Genomic DNA, 20,872 nt, shown 5'->3' with positions numbered 1-20,872 from the left:
GCCCCCGGAACCTGACCAGTTTCCCACGGTGTGCGGCATATGCGCCGATGTACTGCATCTGGGCCGATACGGCAGATCAGGGGGACGGATCCGTGAGGGACTGCTGGGCCCAGATGATCTTCCCCTCGGGGACGAAGCGCGTGCCCCACCGCTGGGTGAGCTGGGACACCAGCAGCAGCCCGCGCCCGCCCTCGTCGGTGGTGCGGGGATGGCGCAGATGCGGGGCGGTGGCGCCGCCGTCGAAGACCTCGCAGATCAGCGCCCGCTCCCTGATCAGACGGAGCCGGATGGGGCCGGTGGCGTACCGGATCGCGTTGGTGACCAGCTCGCTGACGACCAGCTCCGTCGTGAAGGCCAGTTCCTCCAGACCCCAGTCCGCCAGCTGCCGGGCGGCCACCTTACGGGCGTCGGCGACGACCGCCGGGTCGGCGGGCAGGTCCCAGTCGGCGACCTGGTCGGCGCCGAGGATCCGGGTACGGGCCATCAGCAGGGCCACGTCGTCGTGCGGCCGGTCCGGGACCAGGGCGTCGACGACGGCCCGGCAGGTCAGGTCCAGGGCGGTGCCGCGCCGCTCCAGGGCCCCCCGCAGCCGGTCCCGGTCGGCGTCCACGGCCCAGTCGTCCCCGTGTGCCAGCAGCCCGTCGGTGTGCAGGGCGAGCGTGCTGCCCGCCGCAAGGGCCAGCTCGACCGACTCGAACGGGGGGCCGCCCACTCCGAGCGGCGCTCCCTGCGGAAGGTCGACGAAGCTGACCGTGCCGTCGGGCAGCACGACCGCGGGCGCCGGATGGCCCGCGGCCGCCATCGTGCACTGCCCGTCGACCGGGTCGTAGACGACGTACACGCACCCGGACCCGACGGGCTGGGTGCTGTCGTCCTCCGCTCCGCCCGGCTCGATGCCCTCCTCGCGGGCCGACCGTGCGACCACGTCGTCCAGGTGGGCCAGCACCTCTTCGGGCGGCAGATCCAGCGCGGCCAGCGTCCGTACGGCGGTCCGCAGCCGCCCCATCGCCGCGGCGGCGTCGATGCCGTGCCCGGGCACCTCGCCCACCACCAGGGCGACGCGGGCGCCCGACAGCGGGATCACGTCGTACCAGTCGCCGCCGAGGCCGGTAAGCTCGTCGGCCGGCCGGTAGCAGGCGGACACCTCCACCGCTTGCTGCTCGGGCAGCCGGTGCGGCAGCAGGCTGCGCTGCAGGACCAGCGCCGCGTCCCGCTCACGGGTGTAGCGCCGGGCGTTGTCGACACAGACGGCCGCCCGGGAGACGAGGTCCTCGGCCAGGTTCAGGTCGTCCTCCTCGAAGGGCTCCTGGCGGTGGCGCCGGAAGAAGGTCGTGACGCCCAGGGTGACGCCCCGCGCGCGGATCGGCACGATCATCACGCTGTGCAGGCCCAGTTCGAGGAAGATGGCGGCCCGGCCGCCGCGCGCGTGATCGGCCCATGCCTCGCCGAGGGGATCGAGTTTCTCCTCCCGCCAGGACCGGGCCGTTCGCAGACAGCGGATCGGCGGCGATCCCGCCGGATAGGTGACCAACTCGCCGATGCCGACGACGGCCTCCGGCACCTTCGCGGTCACCGAGCGATGCCCCGCACGGCGCAGCGGCACCGGATCCGTGTCGCTCAGCGGGCCGGGCGCGGGCTCCCCGCCGCGCAGCACCGACTCCAGCAGATCCACGGTGACGAGGTCGGCGAGTCCCGGCACGGCCACGTCCGCCAGCTCCTGGGCGGTGCACGTGATGTCGAGCGTGCGGCCGATGCGCTCGCCCGCCCGGTCGAGCAGGGCCAGGCGCTGCCGGGCGCGGTGCCGGTCGGAGATGTCCTCCACCGTGTAGTACACGCCCATGGGGTGGCCGTGGCCGTCGTCGAGCCGGGTGAACGACATCATGTGCGCGGTCTCGCGGAGCGGGGCGGAACGTGCCCGGCCCACGTGCTCGTAGCCGACGATCGGTTCGCCGGTGACCAGCACATGGCGCATCTGCGCCTCGATGGACTCGGCGTCCAGACCGGGCTGGATGTCCGCGAGCCGCAGACCGAGCCGCCGGCTCGGCGGGCCGCCGCCGAACTGGGCGAGGGCCGCGTTCGACCAGACATACCGCAGATTCGTGTCGACGATGGCTATGCCGACGGGAGAGCGGGCGACCATCTGCTCCAGTACGTCACGGCTCATGTCCCAGCCGGGTGACTCCGCGAGCTCGGACAGCAGCACCAGCCACCGGGAAGGGCCCTGCGTGTCGAGGGCCGACGTGATCCGCACCATGAGCCCGACGCGCACCCCGCCCCTGCGCCGGGCCGTGAGCAGCCCCGCCCAGCCGCCCTCCCTGCGGCACCGCTCCATCAGCTCCGGCACCCGCCCCGCGTCCTCGGCGGTCAGCAGTTCGGCGACGTTCCTGCCCACCGCCTCGGAGGCCGGGTAGACCAGCAGCCGCTGCGCTTCCCTGGTCCACCCCGTCACCAGACCCCGCGCGTCGAGCAGCAGAGGCGCGGCGTCCGCCACGTCGAACCACTGCCGGGCAACGCCCTGCTCCTCGTAAGTGCCCACGGCCGACCTCTCTGTCGCTGAGAGCGGTCTACCACCTCTTGTCCCCATCTTCACCCTTCCGGGCAACGCCGCCTCTTTGCGGGGGCCGGGCGTGTGGGGGGAGCTGGGGGCACGTCGGGGCGAGGAGGTGGGGGAGTACGGGGTGGTTGGGCGTGGTCGGGGACCCGGGGTGTGGCTGTGGACGGTGAACCGTGGCTTCGCGTCCCGCGGGCTGATCAGCGGCTTGGTCGTCCGCCGGAACGTCGGCAGCCCGGCCCCCGACGGTTCGGGAGCCGGGCCGCCGTGCCGGGCGGCGCTGTTACGCCAGTACCTTCTCCAGCGCCCCGAGTGCCCCCTCCAGCTCCTCCGAGGTGATCGTCAGAGGCGGTGCCAGGCGGATCGTGGAGCCGTGGGTGTCCTTCACCAGGACCCCCTCGCGAAGGAGCCGTTCGCCGATCTCCCGGCCCGTGCCCACCGCCGGGTCGATGTCGACGCCCGCCCACAGGCCCCGCGCGCGGAAGCCGAGCACGCCCTTGCCGACCAGCGCCGCAAGGCCGCCGCGCAGGACCACGCCCAGCTCGGTGGCCCGGCGCTGGTACTCGCCCGTCTCCAGGAGTTCGACCACCGCCGTGCCGACCGCGGCGGCCAGCGGGTTGCCGCCGAACGTCGAGCCGTGCTCACCCGGCCGCAGGACGCCGAGCACTTCCCGGCGGGCCACCACCGCCGACACCGGCACGATGCCGCCGCCCAGCGCCTTGCCCAGCAAGAGCACGTCCGGGACGACCGACTCGTGCTCGACGGCGAGGGTGCGGCCCGTGCGGCCGAGGCCCGACTGGATCTCGTCGGCGATGAACAGGCAGCCCTTGCGGCGGGTCAGTTCCCGTACGCCGGCCAGGTAGCCCTCGTCCGGGACGACCACCCCCGCCTCGCCCTGGATGGGCTCCAGCAGCACCGCCGCCGTCGTCTCGTCGACCGCCGCCTCCAGCGCCGCCAGGTCGTTGTACGGCACGATCCGGAAGCCCGGTGTGAAGGGGCCGAAGCCCTGCCGTGCGGTCTCGTCCGTGGAGAACGACACGATCGTCGTCGTACGGCCGTGGAAGTTCTCCGCCGCCACCACGATCGTCGCCCGGTCGGCCGGGACGCCCTTCACCTCGTACGCCCACTTGCGGGCCACCTTGATGCCGGACTCGACCGCCTCGGCGCCCGTGTTCATCGGCAGCACCATGTCCAGGCACGTCAGCTCCGCCAGCCGCTGGGCGAACTCGGCGAGACGGTCGTTGTGGAAGGCGCGGGAGGTCAGGGTCAGGCGGTCCAGCTGGCGGTGGGCCGCCTCGATCAGCGCCGGGTGGCGGTGGCCGAAGTTCAGGGCCGAGTAACCGGCCAGCATGTCGAGGTAGCGGCGGCCCTCGACGTCCTCCACCCAGGTGCCCTCGGCGCGGGCGACGACCACGGGCAGCGGATGGTAGTTGTGCGCCAGGACCGGCTCCTCGGCGCGGATCAGATCGGCGGACGAACGGGTCTGCGCGGGGGCGCTCATGAGCGGATCTCCTGGGTGCAGCACTTGATGCCGCCGCCGGCCTTGTGGAACTCCGACAGGTCGACGGGGACGGGGACATAGCCGCGCTCGTCCAGGCGGACGGCGAGGGCCTCGGCCTGCGGCGCGATGAAGACATGGCGGCCGTCGGACACGGAGTTCAGGCCGAACGCCTCCGCGTCGTCGCGGGTGGCGAGCACCGCGTCCGGGTACAGCCGCGCGAGCACCTCGCGGCTGCCGGGCGAGAAGGCCTCCGGGTAGTAGACGATGTTGTCGTCGTCCAGCACGAACAGAGCCGTGTCCAGGTGGTAGAAGTACGGATCCACCAGCGTCAGGCTGATCACCGGGTGGCCGAAGAACTCCTGCGCCTCGCGGTGCGCCTCACGGGTCGTACGGAATCCGGTGCCGGCGAGCACATAGCGGCCCGTCCAGACCAGATCGCCCTCGCCCTCGCAGACGGACTCCGGGCGGTGGACGTCGTAGCCCGCCGACTTGAACCATGTGTCGTAGTGCTCGGACTCGGGACGGCGCTCGGGCGCGTGGAAGAGGGAGCCGAAGACGCGGCCGTCGACGACGACCGCCGAGTTGGCGGCGAAGACCATGTCGGGGAGGCCGGGGACCGGGTCCACGGCGTCCACCGCGTGACCATGCGAACGGTAGGCGCTGATCAGCGACTGCCACTGCTCCTGGGCCAGATCGACGTCCACCCGGACGTCGGGATGCATCCAGGGATTGATCGCGTACTGCACGGCGAAGTGTCTGGGTTCACAGACCAGGAAGCGCCGCCGGCGCGGCACACGCGTTTCGGGCACAGAGGGGTCCCTCCGTTTCCTGCGGTGTCGATGAGGATTGACACAAAGGTAGAAACGGACGCCGACGCCCGACAAGAAACAGGAATTGCGTGTCCACGCAGGAATGCTGCGTCTTTCGCCAGGTCAGCGCACGACTGCTGCGTCACCCCAGGAAGACCCGGTGTTCTCCTCCGGAACGGCCTGGGTGGCTCCCGCCTCCGGGCTCTCCGGGATGAGATGGGACAGCACCATCACACTGATCGTCTTGCGGATGAACGGCTCGACGCGGATGCGCTCCAGCACCTCCTCGAAGTGCTCCACGTCCCGCGCCCGCACATGCAGCAGCGCGTCCGCGCCGCCGGTCACCGTCATCGCCGCGGTGATCTCCGGATGGTTGCGGACCACCTCCGCGAGCCGCCGCGGCGGGGCCGCGCCCTCGCAGTACACCTCGACGTACGCCTCCGTCCGCCAGCCCAGCGCCGACGGCTTGACCGTGGCCGTGAACCCGGTGATCACTCCCGTGTCGCGCAGCCGGTCCACGCGCCGCTTGACCGCCGTCGCGGACAGCCCGACGCTCGTGCCGATCTCCGCGAAGCTCGTCCTGGCGTTCGCCATGAGGGCGGTGATGATCTTCCGGTCGAGTTCGTCGAACGATGCCGCGCCGCTGTTCATGAGGGCACTGTAAGCGGCCCGCCACCCAGCGAGAACGCCCACCCGGAGCACATGTCCAAGCGTGCGAATTACTCCTACACTCCGGGTTCATGCTGCGCGCCCTGGCTGTCGACGACGAACGCCCCTCGCTGGAGGAGCTGCTCTACCTGCTGAACGCGGACCCCCGCATCGGCAGCGCGGAGGGCGCCGGTGACGCGACCGAGGCGCTGCGCCGGATCAACCGCGCCCTGGAGTCGGGCCCCGGCGGGCCGGAGGCGATCGACGTCGTCTTCCTCGACATCAACATGCCCGGCCTCGACGGCCTCGACCTGGCCCGGCTGCTCACGGGCTTCGCCAGCCCGCCGCTCGTCGTGTTCGTCACCGCCCACGAGGACTTCGCCGTCCAGGCCTTCGACCTCAAGGCCGTCGACTACGTCCTCAAGCCCGTCCGCAAGGAGCGCTTGGCGGAGGCCGTCCGCCGCGCCGCCGAGCTCAGGGACACCGCGGCCCCCCGCATACCCGTGAGCGAGCCCGACCCCGACCACATACCCGTCGAGCTCGGCGGCGTGACCCGCTTCGTCTCCGTCGACGACATCACCCACGTCGAGGCCCAGGGCGACTACGCCCGCCTGCACACCGACAAGGGCAGCCACCTCGTCCGCATCCCCCTGTCCACCCTGGAGGAGCGCTGGCGCTCCCGCGGCTTCGTCCGCATCCACCGCCGCCATCTCGTCGCCCTGCGCCACATCGGCGAGCTGCGCCTGGACGCCGGCACCGTCAGCGTCATGGTCGGCGCCGAGGAACTCCAGGTCAGCCGCCGGCACGCGCGCGAGCTGCGGGACCTGCTCATGAGGAGGCCGTGACGATGCCCCAGAACCCCGCGGAGCGCCGCGTCGTCGTCACCGGCCCGCCCCGGCGCACCCGCCGGGTCTCGGGCTACTACCGGCCGCGCACCGAGATCGACGAGCAGACCACCCTCGGCCACACCTACGTCCGCTCCCTGATGCGCACCCAGCTGCGCACCGCCCTCGCCGTCCTCGCCGTCCTCGGCCTGCTCGTCGGCCCCCTGCCGCTGCTCTTCGCCGCGATGCCGCACGCCCGCCACCTGGAATGGGCGGTCCTCGGCTTCGGCCTGTACGCCCCGCTCGTGCTGCTGGCCCGCTGGTTCGTACGCCGCGCGGAACGCAACGAACGCGACTTCGTACGGCTCGTCGAAGACCGCTGAGCCAGAACCGACCGAGCCCGAGAGAACCGATGCGGCCGTGAACTCCAGCTACGCCGTCCCCGCCGTCGCCCTCGTCGTCCTGGCGACCGTCCTCGTCGGCGCCTTCGGTCTGCGCATCTCCCGCACCACCTCCGACTTCTACGTCGCCTCCCGCACCGTCGGCCCCCGCCTCAACGCGGCCGCCATCAGCGGCGAGTACCTCTCCGCCGCCTCCTTCCTCGGCATCGCGGGCCTGGTCCTCGTCCAGGGCCCGGAGATGCTCTGGTACCCGGTCGGCTACACCGCCGGATACCTGGTCCTGCTGCTGTTCGTCGCGGCCCCGCTGCGCCGCTCCGGCGCCTACACCCTCCCCGACTTCGCCGAGGCACGGCTCTCCTCCCAGGCGGTGCGGCGGCTCGCGGGCGCCTTCGTCGTCGGCACCGGCTGGCTGTATCTGCTGCCCCAGCTCCAGGGCGCCGGGCTGACCCTGACCGTGCTGACGGGCGCGCCCGACTCGCTCGGCGGGCTGATCGTCGCGGTCGTCGTGGTCGCCATCGTCGCCGCCGGCGGCATGCGCAGCATCACCTTCGTGCAGGCCTTCCAGTACTGGCTCAAACTCACCGCCCTGCTGGTCCCCGCCCTCTTCCTGATCCTCGCCTGGCAGGGCGACGGCGCCCCCAGCCGCGCCTTCGACGAACCGGCGACCTTCCGCGAACGCAGTGTCGTCCGCGTCGACGACACCCTGGACCTCACACTCGACCGACCGCTGACCGTCACCGTCAGCGGCACGATCGACGGCCGTGCCCACGACAACGACCGGCTCCGGCTCCCCGCCGGCACCCACCGCGTCGAGGACGGCACCCGCCTCACCTTCGCCAAGGGCGGCGACGTCCCCGAACGCGACCGCGGAGCGGGCGGCGACCTGTCGCCCTCGCAGGCCGAGAGCCGCGGCGAACGCCCGCTGTACGCCACGTACGGACTGATCCTCGCCACCTTCCTCGGCACCATGGGCCTGCCGCACGTGGTCGTCCGCTTCTACACCAGCCCGCACGGCGTCGCCGCCCGCCGCACCACCGTCGCCGTCCTCGGCCTGATCGGCGCCTTCTACCTGCTGCCACCGGTCTACGGTGCCCTCGGCCGCCTCTACGCCCCCGAACTCACCCTCAGCGGCGACGCGGACGCCGCCGTCCTGCTCCTGCCCGACCGCGTGATCGGCGGCCTCGGCGGCGACCTGCTCGGCGCACTGATCGCCGGGGGCGCCTTCGCCGCGTTCCTGTCCACCGCCTCCGGCCTGACCATGGCCGTGGCGGGCGTGCTCACCCAGGACGTGCTCCCGTCCCGGGGCGTACGGCACTTCCGGCTCGGCACCGTCCTCGCCATGGCCGTCCCGCTCGCCGCGAGTGTCCTGGTCGGCGGGCTGCCGGTCGCCGACGCGGTGGGCCTCGCCTTCGCCGTGTCGGCGTCCTCCTTCTGCCCGCTGCTCGTCCTCGGCATCTGGTGGCGGCGGCTGACCCCGCCCGGCGCGGCCGCCGGGATGCTGGTGGGCGGCGGCTCCGCGCTGCTCGCCGTCGCCGCGACCATGGCCGGTTTCCCCGGCGCCGGGGCACTGCACGCGCTGCTCGCCTGGCCCGCGCTCTGGTCGGTGCCGCTTGGCTTCCTCACCATGGTGCTGGTGTCCCTGGCCACCCCGGGCCGGGTGCCGGCCGGGACGGCAGCGATCCTGGCGCGGTTCCATCTGCCGGAGGACCTGCGGGCGGAGGTGAAGGCATGAGCGGATTCATCGCCGGACTCTGTGTGGCGATCCTCCCGCTGCTCGCCGCAGGCTTCTGGCTCGGCCGGCGCACGGCCCGCACCGAGAACCTCGGCGGACTCGGCACGCCCGTCGAGCACGCCACCTTCGAGACCCTGCACACCGCGTCCCTCGCCGCACCCCCGCTGCGCGCCGGCCTCACCGAGGAGACCGCCCGCAAGTCGGCCCGCAGACTGCGCTCACTCCTCGGCACCGACGCGCTGTGCCTGACCGACGAGAAGCAGGTCCTCGTCTGGGACGGGGTCGGCGGCCACCACCGTACGGAGATCATGGAACTCCTCGCCGGCCCCCTGGAGTCGGGCCGCGGCGAGGCCTTCCCGCTCACCTGCGACACCCCCGACTGCCCGGTGCGCTGGGCGGTCGTCGCCCCGCTCACCGTGGACGACCGGGTGCACGGCGCGCTCGTCGCCTGCGCGCCCCGGGAGTCGGCGGTGCTCGTGCGGGCGGCGGGCGAGGTGGCCCGCTGGGTCTCCGTGCAGCTGGAGCTGGCCGACCTCGACCAGTCCCGCACCCGCCTGATCGAGGCCGAGATCAAGGCCCTGCGGGCGCAGATCTCCCCGCACTTCATCTTCAACTCGCTCGCGGTGATCGCGAGCTTCGTGCGCACCGACCCCGAGCGCGCCCGCGAACTGCTCCTGGAGTTCGCCGACTTCACCCGCTACTCGTTCCGCAGGCACGGCGACTTCACCACCCTCGCCGACGAACTCCACGCCATCGACCACTACCTGGCGCTGGTGCGGGCACGCTTCGGCGACCGCCTCTCCGTCACCCTCCAGATCGCCCCGGAGGTGCTGCCGGTCGCCCTGCCCTTCCTGTGCCTGCAGCCGCTCGTCGAGAACGCCGTCAAGCACGGCCTGGAGGGCAAGGCCGACAAATGCCGCATCCAGATCACCGCGCAGGACGCCGGCGCCGAGGCCCTCGTCGTCATCGAGGACGACGGCGCCGGAATGGACCCCGTCCTGCTGCGCCGCATCCTCGCCGGCGAGGTCAGCCCATCGGGCGGTATCGGGCTGTCGAACGTCGACGACCGGCTCCGTCAGGTCTACGGAGACGACTACGGCCTCGTCATCGAGACCGCGCCGGGAGCCGGGATGAAGATCACCGCCCGGCTGCCGAAGTACCAGCCGGGGGTGCACTCCGCGGGGCGGCTCGCCCGGGGGTGAGGCTCAGGTGCTGCGGCTGACGACCATCCCCAGCGTGATCAGCCCCAGCACCACCCACCCGAACCACAGCCAGCCGTTGCTCCCGAGCGCCACCGTGTAGGCCGTCACCACGACGAGGCCGCCGACGGTGACCACCCCCATCGCCTTCGTAGAACCGTCCGTAGAACCGGGCATCGCAACACCCTCCTAAGGTTCGACCTCCTCCATGGTGCCCCCGTTCTGCCTCCGGACGGTGCACACGACGAAATGCGTCCCCGACTTCCAGGCCCCCTCGCTCGTCCAGGAGCCGGCCGTGTACACGGAAGGATCGAAGCCGTACTCGCGCGGCGGCACCTCCCGGGCGCACGCCGTGTCCGACTCGGTGCGTGCCTCGGTCAGTGTGACGTCGGCGCCCAGCCGGGTGAACCCGAGCACCTGCTCGTCGTGCGGGCCCGCGCAGGACACCAGGCGGGCGTCCCGGTGGGAGCGGACGTCCAGACAGTCCCGTCGCTGCATGGTCGCCGTGTCCGCGAAGGCCGACCCCGGCCTGCGGTGCTCGCCCAGCGGGCCGTACACCGGCCCGTGCGCGCCCAGCACCAGACAGGCCGTGCGCCGCCCGGCGGCCTCGAACCCCGCCTCGGTCGGGACGACGGCGAAGCTGCGGACGTCCGCCAGCCGGTCGCGGACGCCCTCCGTCCGCTTCTCGCAGGCCGCCGGCCCTTCCTGGCGCGCCTCGGCGGCGGACCCGGCCGCCACGAACGCCATGACCTGCCCGTCGGGTGCCTTCTCCCGGCAGCTGGGATCCAGGCTGAGCCGGGGCGTGCCCCGGAAGGCGGTCGCGCCGGGCCAGTCGGCGAGCACGCAGTCACCGGCCTTCAGGGGCTCGCCGAGCCCGACGGCTTCTCCGTACGGCCGCTCCGCCCCTTCGGGGTCCGACTGCTGCGCCATGGCGTACCAGACACCGGCCCCCGCGACCGCCAGCCCGAGCAGGCCGGCGAGGACCGCGTGGAGGACGCGAGGACGGGTGGAGGGCTGCCTGCCCGGCCCGGGGTCGAAGACCTGCGGACCACCGGGCTGCTCGGGCAGCGAGTATCCGGAAGGGGAGGAATGTCCGGAGGGGGAGGAGTATCCGGAGGAGGAGTATCCGCAGGAGGAATGTCCGGCGGCGGAGGGATATCCGTCGGGGGAGCCGAAGCCCAGCGCCTCGCCCGGCCGAGGGAACACGGGCAGGGAGCCGAACCCCGCCGCCTCCGGTGCGGGCCCCGGCGGTGGCGCCCCATCCCAGTGCGGCTGCGAGCCGAGGTCGGTCTGCGTCCGCGCGTAGGCGTCGGCCTCCGGCGTGACGATCCGCGACAGTCCCGCCTCGGCCTGCGCCGCGGACATCCGCCGCGCCGGGTCCTTCTCCAGCAGTGCCCCCAGGACCGGCCCCAGCGCCCCGGCCCGCGCCGCCGGCCGTGGATCCTCCATCACCACCGCGGTGAGCTCCGCCAGATGCGACTCGCGGTCGAACGGACCCCGGCCCTCGACGCCGTAGTACAGCGTGCAGCCCAGCGAGAACAGATCGGTGGCCGGCGTGGGCGCCCCGCCAGTGACGCGCTCCGGCGCCAGATAGCCCGAGGTACCGACGAGGACCGATGCCAGCGTGTACCGCGGCTCACCGGCGTCCGGCTGCACCGAGATGCCGTAGTCGGTGAGCAGCACACGGCCGTACGGCGCCCCGGCGCGATCCGGCGCCAGCAGGATGTTCGCCGGTTTCACGTCCCGGTGCAGGACGCCCCGCTCGTGTCCGGCGGTCAGCGCGTCGAGCACGGCGAGCCCGATGCGGGCACACTCCGCGGGCGCCAGCGGGCCGTGCCGGCGGATCAGATCCCGCAGGTCGACGGCGCCCGCCACGTACTCCATGACGATCCACGGCAGCCCCTCGTGCTCCAGCACGTCGTGCACGGTCACCACATGCGGATGCCCGCGCAGCCCGGCCGCGTGCCGGGCCTCGGCCCGGGCCCGGGCCACCCGGGCCTCGCGCTCGTCGGTCTCGGCCGGATCCCGGAACACGATCTCCTTCAGCGCGACCTCGCAGGCGAGTCTCTGGTCGTGGGCGAGCCAGACATGGCCCATACCGCCGCTGCCGAGCCGGTTCAGCAGCTGATAACGGCCGGCGATGATCCGGCCCACTCCCGACGTCGGTGATCCTGAAGGCATCCGGTGGCTCCCGGTTCTGCGGGGTCCTGCATGGCTGCTATGCGGTCGTGCTCGCGGTGGGCTCGCCGGTGGACGGGGCGCCGGTCGCCGGTCCGGTGCTGACCGGCGAGCTCGTGGCCGGCGAGCTGGTCTCCGGCGGCGGCGCGCTGCTGGTGACCGGGGCGGTGGTCGGCGGCGAGCCGGTGGTCGGCGGGGGTGCGCCGGTCACGGGCGGCGGTGGCGAGCTGGTCGTGGGGTCCTTGGTCGACGGGGGCGGCGAGGAACTGGGCGGCGGGCCCGACGACGACGTGCCCGAGGACGGGGGCCTGCTCGTGGCATCGGGGCTGCTGGGCCCGGAGCTGCCAGGGCCGGAGGACGAGGGCGGCGGAGTCGAGGCGGACGGCGAGGACGTCGACGGCGTGGAGTCCGACGGCGTGGAGTCCGACGGATCCCGCGTCGGCGGGGAGGTCGTCGCCTCCGGGGGAGCGGTCCCCGCGTCGGAGGACCCGCTGGACGGCGCCCCGGCGGACCCGTCCGAAGACCCGTCCGAAGACCCGTCGGATGTCGTCCCCCCGGCCACGCTCAACGTCACGTACTCCCCGAACCGCAGCTCGGTCCCCGCCGGCGGATCCGACGCCATGACCCGGGCGTCGTCCGGCGGCAGCCCGCCGCCCTCGAAGGCGACGGCGAGCCCCTCGCCGGCGAGTTTCCGGCTCGCCTGGCCGAACGTCGTCCCGGCGAGGTCGGGCACCGCGCGCCGCTCACGCGTGTCGAACGCGGTGTCGTCCTTGCCCGTGGTGCCGACGGGACGGTGGATGCCCCGGTCGGGTTCCTCGACGTCGACGAGCGCGAGCCGCTCCACCGCCCGCGCGGCGGGGCGCACGGCCACCACGGAGGACTTCTCGTATCCCTGCCATTCCTCGTTGCGGTCGTCGAACTCGACCTTTATCCGAGTCGTGTCGCCCTCGAAGGGCCGCAGCGGATTTCCGCACGAGCACTTCACGGCGGGAAGGCCTTCCGCATCGACGAGAATCGCGATTCCCGCCTGCAGCAGCGCGTTGAAAGGGACGGCCTTTCCCGTTTTGTAGTCATGGTTCTGCACGAGGGTGTCGTGACGCAGGAGAACGGGTGTGAGGCGATCGAGATAATCCGGAATTCCGGCCGTGTCGATCGAGAGCGCGGCTGCCCACGCCTGCGCCTTGCGCTCATGGGCGGGATCGGTGAGGAACTCCTTGAGTCGTACGACATCGCAGATCGTCGGCTGTTTCGACCCCCCGTACAGCCCCGGAGTGTCGCCCTGCTGCAGACCGCCGTGCATCGTCTGCGCCCGGATCCGGGCGTCCTGCCCCAGACCCTGGCTCTCGTCGAAGAAGGGCGCGAGCGACGGAACTCCCGCGGCCACCGCCTTCACCACGAACAACGGTGCGTCCCGGTCGCACCCAGCGAGCGCAAGAACGAGGACCAACAGGACGGCGATCCTCCGCATCGCCGATTTCCCGGACCTGCGTACGAGAACACGAAACGCCATTACCGCTCCCCCCGGCGGTTCCCCCGACGCGCTTCATGCTACTGAAAGGCGAAGCCTTTCGGTTTCCTCAGTTTCCGCGTGCGTTCAATGAGGCCAAATAGGCGTTGTAGGCCTCGAGTTCCTTGTCGCCGTCCCGGTCGGCGGCCCGGTCCTTGCGCTTGGCCTGGCGCTGCTCCGAGCTGTACCACTGGAACAGCAGTGCGATGAGCACCAGTACGGACGGAATCTCACTGAACGCCCAGGCGATACCGCCGGCCGCGTTCTGGTCGGAGAGCGCGTCGATGCCGAGCGAGGCGGGCGGGTTCTTGAACGTCTCGACCATCGGGGACGACGCCATCATCAGCGCGATACCGAAGAACGCGTGGAACGGCATCCCGGCGAACAGCTCCAGCATCCGCATCAGATACCCCGGCCGGTGCGGCCCCGGGTCCACACCGATGATCGGCCAGAAGAACACCACACCCACGGCGAGGAAGTGGACCATCATCGAGATGTGGCCCGTCTTGGAGCCCATGAGGAAGTCGAAGAGCGGCGTGAAGTACAGCGCGTACAGGCTGGCGATGAACAGCGGAATGGTGAACGCCGGATGGGTGATGATCCGCATGTACCGGCTGTGCAGCAGGGCCAGCAACAGCTCCCGCGGCCCCTTGCGCCCCCGCGCCGCCGGCGGCAGCGCCCGTAGCGCCAGCGTGACCGGGGCGCCGAGCAGGATCAGGATCGGCGACAGCATGCTGATCACCATGTGCTGGACCATGTGCACGCTGAACATGACCATGCCGTAGTCGTTCAGCCCGGTACACATGACGAGCATCACGGACAGCACCCCGACGACGTACGAGACCGTACGCCCCACGGGCCACTTGTCCCCGCGCCGCCGCAGCCGCACAACGCCCCACCCGTACAGCGCGAGCCCGACCAGACAGGCGACGAGGAAGAAGGGGTCCGCGGACCACGCAAGCCCCCGTCCCAGCGTGAACGGCGGCAAGTCCATCATCATGCCGTGCCCGCTGTGATCCATCCGGCGGCTCCTGTTTCGTGCGGGGTTGTGCGATCTGTCCGCACCAAGACTAGAACTGCCCCCGGCCACGTCAGTGACCGGGGGCAGGACAGCAGCCTCAGGGGCGCGGGGCCGTGTTGATGCGCGGCTCCGCCGCGTGGCCTAGAGCACGCACTCCGCCTCTTCGTACCGCTCCTCCGGAACCGTCTTCAGCGTCTCGACGGCCTCCGCGAGCGGCACCATCACGATGTCGGTCCCGCGCAGCGCCGTCATGTGACCGAACTCGCCCCGATGCACGGCCTCCACCGCATGCCACCCGAACCGCGTCGCCAGCACCCGGTCGTACGCGGTGGGCGTACCGCCCCGCTGCACATGCCCGAGGATCACCGGCCGCGCCTCCTTGCCGAGCCGCTCCTCCAGCTCGATCGACAGCTGACGGGCGATCCCGGCGAACCGCTCGTGCCCGTAGATGTCCTTGCCGCCCTCGTCGAACTCCATGGTTCCGGGCCGCGGCTTGGCCCCCTCCGCCGCCACGACGATCGCGAAGCGCTTGCCCGCCTCGAACCGCTCGCCGACCCGCTGGGCCAACTCCTCGATGTCGAAGGGGCGTTCCGGTACGACGATGGCGTGCGCGCCGGCCGCCATGCCGGAGTGCAGCGCGATCCAGCCGGTGTGGCGGCCCATGACCTCGACCACGAGGACCCGCTGGTGGGACTCGGCGGTGGTCTTCAGCCGGTCCAACGCCTCGGTCGCCACGCCCACGGCCGTGTCGAAGCCGAAGGTGACGTCCGTGACGGCGATGTCGTTGTCGATGGTCTTCGGCACGCCCACCACGGGCAGGCCGCTGTCCGACATCAGCCGGGCCGCCTTCAGCGTGCCCTCACCGCCGATCGGGATGATCGCGTCGAGGCCGAGCTCCTCGACATGGCCCTTGGCCCGCTCCACACCGTCCCGCAGATGGGAGGGCTGGACCCGGGAGGAACCGAGAATCGTGCCGCCGCGAGCCAGGATGCCGCTCACCGCGTCGAGGTCGAGCTTGAGGTAGTCGCACTCCAGGAGGCCCTTCCAGCCGTCCCGGAAGCCGATGACCTCGTCGCCGTGGTCGACGACGGCGCGGTGCACGACGGACCGGATGACGGCGTTCAGGCCGGGGCAGTCGCCGCCGGACGTGAGGACACCAATGCGCATAGCCCGAAAAACCTTCTCACCGTGGGCCTGGACCGGACCACGCTGTCCGGCTCGAATCCCCGCCACCCTAGCGGCATCGGGGGGCGGGGCCGAAGCGTGCGTCCGCCTGCTGGACGGCCCCGCTCACCTGTGCGGACGGGCTGTCAGACGGGCTTCTTCCGCCGGCTGGGACGGCAGCTCAGGCAGGCTGCTGAGCAGCCGCGATGCGCTCGTTGCGCAGTGCCTCGTACCAGCGGTCGTCGACCGGCGGCAGCGCGTTCACATCCAGCGCCAGCTTCAGCAGCAGATCGGCGATCAGCGGGTTACGGGCGAGCACCGGGCCGTGCATGTACGTACCGAAGACGGTGTCGTTGTACGCCCCCTCCGTGCCGTCGCCCGTGCCGTTGCCGTTGCCGAACCGGACCTTGGCGAAGGGACGGGCCGTGGGACCGAGGTGGGTGACGCCCTGGTGGTTCTCGAAGCCGGTCAGCGGGGGGAGGCCCAGGCGCGGGTCGATGTCGCCGAGCACGTCACCGACGCACCGGGCGCCCTCACCGCGCACGGACACCACGTCGATCAGCCCGAGGCCGGGCTCGCGCTGGCCGAGGTCGTTGATGAACTCGTGGCCGAGGATCTGGTAGCCGGCGCACACCGAGAACACGATCGCGCCGTTCTCGACGGCCCGGTGCAGACCGCCGTCCCGGCGCAGCCGCTCGGCCGCGAGCCGCTGCGGACGGTCCTCGCCGCCGCCGATCAGGTAGATGTCGCCGGAGGTCGGGATCGGCTGGTCGCTGCGCACGTCGAGGCGGGCCACGTCGAGGCCGCGCTGCCGGGCCCGGCGCTCCACGACCAGGACGTTGCCCTGGTCGCCGTAGGTGCTGAGCAGGTCCGGGTAGATCCAGACGACGCGCAGACTGTTGTCGCTCATGAAGTCACTGTCCTTGTGAATGCGTCTGAGTCCGTCAGTTGCCGACGCGGCGGCGCAGGTCCTGGAAGGCGGTGTAGTTGGCGATGACCTCGATACGGCCGGGCGGGCACTGCTGCACGGCCTGGTCGAGGTTCTCGCAGACCTGGAACTGCTGGTTTGCGACCTCCAGCCGCACCGCGAGGTCGAGTCTGCGGTCACCGATGACACAGATCGGGTGCCCGGTCAGCCGCGTGTAGTCGACGTCCCACAGCCAGGAGGTGTCCGTGCCGTCGGCGCTGCGCGCGTTCACGGAGAGGATCACCGGGGTCGGCGGCGGATCGATGAGGGAGAACGTCTCCAGCCAGCCGGCCGGGTTCTTGGCGAGCAGCAGCCGCAGATCCCGCCCCTGGAACTGCACGACGTCATAGCGCCCGGCGACGGCCTGCACCTGGTACATCCGCTCCAGGGCGACCTGCGGCGGCACCCCGAACACGGCGGCCACGGCGGCCGAGGAGGCGGCGTTGGCCTTGTTGGCGCGGCCGGGCAGCTGGAGGTGGATGGGCCAGGCGGACCCGTGCGGGTCGAGGACGTGGTCCCCGGACAGCGCCCAGCTCGGCGTGGGACGGCGGAAGCCGCACTCGCCGCAGAACCAGTCGTCGCCCGGGCGCTGCATCACGCCACCGCAGGACGGGCAGGACCAGGCGTCGTCCTTCCACATCTGCCCGGCGGCGACCCAGATCACATTCGGGGAGGAGGAGGCGGCCCACACGACCAGCGGGTCGTCGGCGTTGGCGACGATCACGGCCTTCGAGCCCGCGAGCCCCTCGCGCCAGTTCTCCGCGAGCATCCGGGTCTCGGCGGCGCGGTCCAGCTGGTCACGCGAGAGGTTGAGCAGCGCGATGCACTTGGGGTCGGTGTCCCGGGCGACCCCGGCGAGGTACTTCTCGTCGACCTCGATGACGCCGTAGCGCGCCTCCGAGCCACCGGCGAGCGCCGAGGTGATACCGGCGGGCATGTTGGCACCGAGGGCGTTGGAGACGACCGGCCCGGCGGCCCGCAGGGCCTCGGCGATCAGCCGCGTCGTCGTGGTCTTGCCGTTGGTCGCCGAGACCAGGACCACGTCCAGGTTCTGCGCGAGCCGGGCGAGGAGGTCGGGGTCGAGCTTGAGCGCCACCCGGCCACCGATCACCGAACCGCTGCCGCGCCCCGCGGCGCGCGATGCCGCCGCGACCGCCTTGCCCGCGGTCACGGCCAGCTTGGCCCGCGGCGTGAGCGGGTCCGAGTTGCCTGCCATCAGTTCTCGATCCTCCTTGCGTACGCGCCGCGCCTCTGCCTGACGGCAACGTGGTGGTGGTCAGCCTATCGAGATCCATTCGCACTCCCGAATCGCCGTACCCTTGCGGCCATGCGGAACGGCTCCATTCCGGGTGCGCACGGGCGCGTCCGTCCCCTCACCCTGCTCGGCGACCCGGTGCTCCAGGCACCCTGCGAGGAGGTCACCGACTTCGGCCCCGAATTGGCGACGCTGGTGGAGGACTTGTTCGCGACGATGTACGCGGCGCGGGGCGTGGGCCTGGCCGCGAACCAGGTGGGGGAGCGCTTGCGGGTGTTCGTGTACGACTGCCCGGACGACGAGGACGTACGACACCTCGGGCATGTGGTGAATCCCCGGCTGGTGGAGACGGACGGGGTGGTGATCCGCGGTCCGGAGGGCTGCCTGTCCCTGCCGGGGCTGGAGGCGGGGACGGAGCGGTACGACCACGCCGTGGTCGAGGGCTTCACGATGACGGGCGAGCCGGTGACGATCCATGGCACGGGGTTCTTCGCCCGCTGCCTCCAGCACGAGTGCGACCACTTGGCGGGCACGGTGTACGCGGACCGCGTGACGGGCTGGCGCCACCGCCGCCTGATGCGACAGGTGGCCCGAGCTTCCTGGCGCAGGTCGGCATTGCCCACCTAGGGGCGCGGGGCTGTGTCGGCATGCGGCTCCGCCGCGTGGGCGCGACCAGCCCCCACTGGCCGATGGACGGCAACGACCGTCAGAACCCCGGACCGCCCATTTTGTCCCCGGCGGCAGCCAGCCGTCCCCACAGCAGGTCGGCCAGACTGCGCACCAACTCCGCACGCGAACAAGGCCTTTCACCGAGCCACCAGTCACCGGCCGCGTGCATCATCCCGACGATCCCGTGCCCCCACACCCGAGCCAGCTGCTGACTGCCGGGCCCGAGGTCCAGCCGCTCCTCGATGACGGTGGCCAGCTCCTCACCCATCCGCCGCAGCAACGGCGCCGAGTGCTTGCCGACGTCGAACCCCTGGTCCCCCGCCTGGCCGCCTTCGGCCGGATGCATCAGAAACCGGTACACCTGAGGCCGTGCCTCGATCGCCGCGAGGTACGTGTCCAACGTGGACTCGACGCGCTCACGCCGATCCGCCGGGGCGTCCAGCGCCGCCCGCAGTGAATCCAGCAGCGCGTCCGTGTGCCGCTTGGCCAACGCCGCGTAAAGTCCGCCCTTGTCGCCGAAGTGCCGGTACAGAATCGGCTTGGTGATGCCCGCCTCCGCGGCGATCGCGTTCATCGAGGCCTGTGGGCCGTCGCGCAGCACCACCCTGTCGGCGGCCTCCAGCAGCTCGCGCCGACGGCGGTCGGCGGACCGCTGCTGATCGGTCCGCTGCGTGGTGTCCATGAGCTCTCCCCACCCGTGGTGAATCGATGACGCCTGCGCAAACTAACACTCAACCTGCCTCAACCATCGAACGGGCTGCCGACCGGTCCTCATGAGTTGACTTTATCTACCCGCGGGTAACAAACTAGGGTTACCGCTAGTAACAAGCATGCACGTAGCCATGCACGTACGCCGCTGGAGGGGACATGGCCGAGTTCACCATGGAGCTCAACGACGAACAGAAGGAGGTCCGCGACTGGCTCCACGGCTTCGCCGCCGATGTGATCCGCCCCGCGGCCGCCGAATGGGACGAGCGTGAGGAGACTCCCTGGCCGGTCATCCAGGAGGCCGCGAAGGTCGGCATCTACTCCCTCGACTTCTACGCCCAGCAGTACTTCGACCAGACCGGGCTCGGCATCCCCATGGCGATGGAGGAGCTGTTCTGGGGTGACGCGGGCATCGCCCTGTCGATCGTCGGCACCGGTCTCGCCGCGGTCGGCGTCCTCGCCAACGGCACCGAGGAGCAGATCGGCACCTGGGTGCCCCAGATGTACGGCGACGCCAATGACGTCAAGCTCGCCGCGTTCTGCTCCTCCGAGCCCGACGCCGGGTCCGACGTCGCCTCGATGCGTACGCGTGCCGTGTACGACGAGGCCAAGGACGAGTGGGTGATCAACGGCACGAAGACCTGGGCGACCAACGGCGGTATCGCCAACGTCCACGTCGTCGTCGCGGTCGTCGACCCGGAGCTGGGCTCCAAGGGCCACGCGTCCTTCATCATCCCGCCGAACACGCCGGGGCTGTCCCAGGGGCAGAAGTTCAAGAAGCACGGCATTCGTGCCTCGCACACCGCCGAGGTCATCCTCGACAACGTCCGGGTGCCGGGCTCCTGCCTGCTGGGCGGCAAGGAGAAGCTCGACGAGCGGCTGGCGCGGGCCCGCGAGCGGGCCAGGGCGGGCGGTGAGCGGGTGAAGAACGCGGCGATGGCCACGTTCGAGGCTTCGCGTCCGGCCGTCGGTGCGATGGCCGTGGGTACGGCCCGTGCCGCGTACGAGGTCGCCCTCGACTACGCCAAGACGCGGGAGCAGTTCGGGCGGCCGATCATCGACAACCAGGGTGTGGCCTTCCAGCTGGCCGAGATGCGGACGCAGATCGATGCCGCGCGTCTTCTGGTGTGGCGGGCGTCCTGGATGGCGATCAACGGCAGGCCGTTCACGGCGGCCGAGGGGTCGATGTCGAAGCTGTTCGCGAGTGAGACGGCGAAGAAGGTCACGGCTCAGGCGATACAGATCCTCGGGGGCAACGGCTACACGCGGGAGTACCCCGTGGAGCGGATGCACCGGGACAGCGCCATCTACACGATCTTCGAGGGGACGAGCGAGATCCAGCGACTGGTGATCGCCCGTACGTTGTCGGGGATGCCCATTCGGTAGCGGCATGGAGGGCGCGACGCGGTCTGCGGCTGGTTTGCTGCTGGTCGCGCCCACGCGGCGGAGCCGCATGTCGATACAGCCCCGCGCCCCTGGGCCGGCTGCTCTTACGGCGTACTTCCGCTGCTGTGCGCGATGCACGCCACATCGATCCGGTCGGCGAGCTTCGCGAGCTCGATGGTCAAAGCGGCCACCGTGTCCTCGTCGAGCCCTTCCTCCCCGGCCTCGACGAGGTGCAGCCACCGACCGCCCACCGTGCGCAGCAGCTTGCTCACATCGGCCGCGGAGACCTGCAGGGTCCCGCGGTCGTCGACGATCAGCGGCAGAGTAACTTCGCGGTTCACACCCGGGATCG

19 protein-coding genes are annotated in these 20,872 nt (G+C 71.6%); 6 read left to right on the top strand and 13 right to left on the bottom strand.

Annotated elements, in window-relative coordinates; all coding sequences use genetic code 11:
• Positions 1-76: 76 nt before the first annotated feature.
• The 4 genes from AQI70_RS30625 to AQI70_RS30610 all read right to left on the bottom strand — a co-directional run bounded on the left by AQI70_RS30625 (position 77) and on the right by AQI70_RS30610 (position 5,512).
• The gene (locus tag AQI70_RS30625; protein ID WP_062155706.1) at positions 77-2,536 is read right to left on the bottom strand and encodes a SpoIIE family protein phosphatase; all 2,460 of its coding nucleotides are present in this window, start codon (positions 2,534-2,536) and stop codon (positions 77-79) included.
• A gap of 298 nt (positions 2,537-2,834) precedes the next feature.
• Positions 2,835-4,052, bottom strand: coding sequence for an ornithine--oxo-acid transaminase (gene rocD, locus AQI70_RS30620; protein ID WP_062155705.1), 1,218 nt, complete (start codon positions 4,050-4,052; stop codon positions 2,835-2,837).
• Positions 4,049-4,861 carry a dimethylargininase gene (gene ddaH / locus AQI70_RS30615; protein ID WP_037890637.1) on the bottom strand — a complete coding sequence of 271 codons (813 nt, stop codon included), beginning with the start codon at positions 4,859-4,861 and terminating at the stop codon, positions 4,049-4,051. The genes rocD and ddaH overlap by 4 nt, the downstream gene beginning before the upstream one ends.
• A gap of 123 nt (positions 4,862-4,984) precedes the next feature.
• Positions 4,985-5,512, bottom strand: coding sequence for an Lrp/AsnC family transcriptional regulator (locus AQI70_RS30610; protein WP_004002967.1), 528 nt, complete (start codon positions 5,510-5,512; stop codon positions 4,985-4,987).
• An 89-nt stretch (positions 5,513-5,601) separates the two neighbouring features.
• Here AQI70_RS30610 and AQI70_RS30605 point away from each other — a divergent pair, with 89 nt between their 5' ends.
• The 4 genes from AQI70_RS30605 to AQI70_RS30590 are packed head-to-tail and all read left to right on the top strand — an operon-like array spanning position 5,602 to position 9,668.
• Complete coding sequence (locus AQI70_RS30605) at positions 5,602-6,354, top strand: LytR/AlgR family response regulator transcription factor (RefSeq protein ID WP_062155704.1); 753 nt, start codon at positions 5,602-5,604, stop codon at positions 6,352-6,354.
• Positions 6,355-6,356: 2 nt separating this feature from the next.
• Complete coding sequence (locus AQI70_RS30600) at positions 6,357-6,716, top strand: hypothetical protein (RefSeq protein WP_062155703.1); 360 nt, start codon at positions 6,357-6,359, stop codon at positions 6,714-6,716.
• Positions 6,717-6,753: 37 nt separating this feature from the next.
• A complete protein-coding gene (locus AQI70_RS30595) occupies positions 6,754-8,466 on the top strand; it encodes a sodium/solute symporter (RefSeq protein WP_062155702.1) in 1,713 nt (570 codons plus the stop codon).
• Positions 8,463-9,668, top strand: coding sequence for a sensor histidine kinase (locus AQI70_RS30590; protein ID WP_062155701.1), 1,206 nt, complete (start codon positions 8,463-8,465; stop codon positions 9,666-9,668). The genes AQI70_RS30595 and AQI70_RS30590 overlap by 4 nt, the downstream gene beginning before the upstream one ends.
• Before the next feature lie 3 nt (positions 9,669-9,671).
• Here AQI70_RS30590 and AQI70_RS38795 read toward each other — a convergent pair whose 3' ends face one another.
• From AQI70_RS38795 to AQI70_RS30560, 7 genes are all read right to left on the bottom strand, one after another.
• Positions 9,672-9,809: a hypothetical protein gene (locus AQI70_RS38795; RefSeq protein WP_167358925.1), complete on the bottom strand. Its 138-nt coding sequence runs from the start codon at positions 9,807-9,809 to the stop codon at positions 9,672-9,674.
• Between the two features lie 45 nt (positions 9,810-9,854).
• Positions 9,855-11,846: a serine/threonine-protein kinase gene (locus tag AQI70_RS30585; RefSeq protein ID WP_062155700.1), complete on the bottom strand. Its 1,992-nt coding sequence runs from the start codon at positions 11,844-11,846 to the stop codon at positions 9,855-9,857.
• A gap of 37 nt (positions 11,847-11,883) precedes the next feature.
• Positions 11,884-13,311, bottom strand: coding sequence for a PASTA domain-containing protein (locus tag AQI70_RS30580; RefSeq protein ID WP_244181901.1), 1,428 nt, complete (start codon positions 13,309-13,311; stop codon positions 11,884-11,886).
• Positions 13,312-13,420: 109 nt separating this feature from the next.
• Complete coding sequence (locus AQI70_RS30575; RefSeq protein WP_004002975.1) at positions 13,421-14,371, bottom strand: cytochrome c oxidase assembly protein; 951 nt, start codon at positions 14,369-14,371, stop codon at positions 13,421-13,423.
• A gap of 141 nt (positions 14,372-14,512) precedes the next feature.
• Entirely contained in the window at positions 14,513-15,538 is a 1,026-nt protein-coding gene (locus AQI70_RS30570) for a 6-phosphofructokinase (RefSeq protein ID WP_062155698.1), read from the bottom strand.
• A 178-nt stretch (positions 15,539-15,716) separates the two neighbouring features.
• Entirely contained in the window at positions 15,717-16,445 is a 729-nt protein-coding gene (locus tag AQI70_RS30565) for a type 1 glutamine amidotransferase (protein ID WP_004002977.1), read from the bottom strand.
• 34 nt (positions 16,446-16,479) lie between these two features.
• Positions 16,480-17,718 carry a MurT ligase domain-containing protein gene (locus AQI70_RS30560; RefSeq protein ID WP_062155697.1) on the bottom strand — a complete coding sequence of 413 codons (1,239 nt, stop codon included), beginning with the start codon at positions 17,716-17,718 and terminating at the stop codon, positions 16,480-16,482.
• A gap of 111 nt (positions 17,719-17,829) precedes the next feature.
• Between AQI70_RS30560 and def the strand changes: the two genes are divergently transcribed.
• A complete protein-coding gene (gene def / locus AQI70_RS30555; RefSeq protein WP_062155696.1) occupies positions 17,830-18,384 on the top strand; it encodes a peptide deformylase in 555 nt (184 codons plus the stop codon).
• Positions 18,385-18,463: 79 nt separating this feature from the next.
• On the opposite strand, the gene AQI70_RS30550 is transcribed toward def, so the two are convergent.
• Positions 18,464-19,108, bottom strand: a complete 645-nt coding sequence (locus AQI70_RS30550; protein ID WP_062155695.1) for a TetR/AcrR family transcriptional regulator — start codon at positions 19,106-19,108, stop codon at positions 18,464-18,466.
• A 185-nt stretch (positions 19,109-19,293) separates the two neighbouring features.
• On the opposite strand from AQI70_RS30550, the gene AQI70_RS30545 reads away from it, so the two are divergent.
• Complete coding sequence (locus AQI70_RS30545) at positions 19,294-20,520, top strand: acyl-CoA dehydrogenase family protein (protein ID WP_004002981.1); 1,227 nt, start codon at positions 19,294-19,296, stop codon at positions 20,518-20,520.
• A 104-nt stretch (positions 20,521-20,624) separates the two neighbouring features.
• Here AQI70_RS30545 and AQI70_RS30540 read toward each other — a convergent pair whose 3' ends face one another.
• Entirely contained in the window at positions 20,625-20,861 is a 237-nt protein-coding gene (locus AQI70_RS30540; protein ID WP_004002982.1) for a DUF6213 family protein, read from the bottom strand.
• Positions 20,862-20,872 lie beyond the last annotated feature (11 nt).

Source organism: Streptomyces curacoi, from assembly GCF_001513975.1.
In the GTDB taxonomy this organism is placed as follows: domain Bacteria; phylum Actinomycetota; class Actinomycetes; order Streptomycetales; family Streptomycetaceae; genus Streptomyces; species Streptomyces curacoi.
This window is presented reverse-complemented; position numbering and strand designations above follow the sequence as displayed.

What these genes read in the sequence shown, in the direction of transcription:
- rocD (WP_062155705.1), bottom strand. Translation starts at nt 4,052, where the DNA reads ATGAGCGCCCCCGCGCAGACCCGTTCGTCCGCCGATCTGATCCGCGCC.
- AQI70_RS30610 (WP_004002967.1), bottom strand. Translation starts at nt 5,512, where the DNA reads ATGAACAGCGGCGCGGCATCGTTCGACGAACTCGACCGGAAGATCATC.
- AQI70_RS30605 (WP_062155704.1), top strand. Translation starts at nt 5,602, where the DNA reads ATGCTGCGCGCCCTGGCTGTCGACGACGAACGCCCCTCGCTGGAGGAG.
- AQI70_RS30600 (WP_062155703.1), top strand. Translation starts at nt 6,357, where the DNA reads ATGCCCCAGAACCCCGCGGAGCGCCGCGTCGTCGTCACCGGCCCGCCC.
- AQI70_RS30590 (WP_062155701.1), top strand. Translation starts at nt 8,463, where the DNA reads ATGAGCGGATTCATCGCCGGACTCTGTGTGGCGATCCTCCCGCTGCTC.
- AQI70_RS38795 (WP_167358925.1), bottom strand. Translation starts at nt 9,809, where the DNA reads ATGGGGGTGGTCACCGTCGGCGGCCTCGTCGTGGTGACGGCCTACACG.
- AQI70_RS30585 (WP_062155700.1), bottom strand. Translation starts at nt 11,846, where the DNA reads ATGCCTTCAGGATCACCGACGTCGGGAGTGGGCCGGATCATCGCCGGC.
- AQI70_RS30580 (WP_244181901.1), bottom strand. Translation starts at nt 13,311, where the DNA reads ATGCGGAGGATCGCCGTCCTGTTGGTCCTCGTTCTTGCGCTCGCTGGG.
- AQI70_RS30575 (WP_004002975.1), bottom strand. Translation starts at nt 14,371, where the DNA reads ATGGATCACAGCGGGCACGGCATGATGATGGACTTGCCGCCGTTCACG.
- AQI70_RS30570 (WP_062155698.1), bottom strand. Translation starts at nt 15,538, where the DNA reads ATGCGCATTGGTGTCCTCACGTCCGGCGGCGACTGCCCCGGCCTGAAC.
- AQI70_RS30565 (WP_004002977.1), bottom strand. Translation starts at nt 16,445, where the DNA reads ATGAGCGACAACAGTCTGCGCGTCGTCTGGATCTACCCGGACCTGCTC.
- AQI70_RS30560 (WP_062155697.1), bottom strand. Translation starts at nt 17,718, where the DNA reads ATGGCAGGCAACTCGGACCCGCTCACGCCGCGGGCCAAGCTGGCCGTG.
- def (WP_062155696.1), top strand. Translation starts at nt 17,830, where the DNA reads ATGCGGAACGGCTCCATTCCGGGTGCGCACGGGCGCGTCCGTCCCCTC.
- AQI70_RS30550 (WP_062155695.1), bottom strand. Translation starts at nt 19,108, where the DNA reads ATGGACACCACGCAGCGGACCGATCAGCAGCGGTCCGCCGACCGCCGT.
- AQI70_RS30545 (WP_004002981.1), top strand. Translation starts at nt 19,294, where the DNA reads ATGGCCGAGTTCACCATGGAGCTCAACGACGAACAGAAGGAGGTCCGC.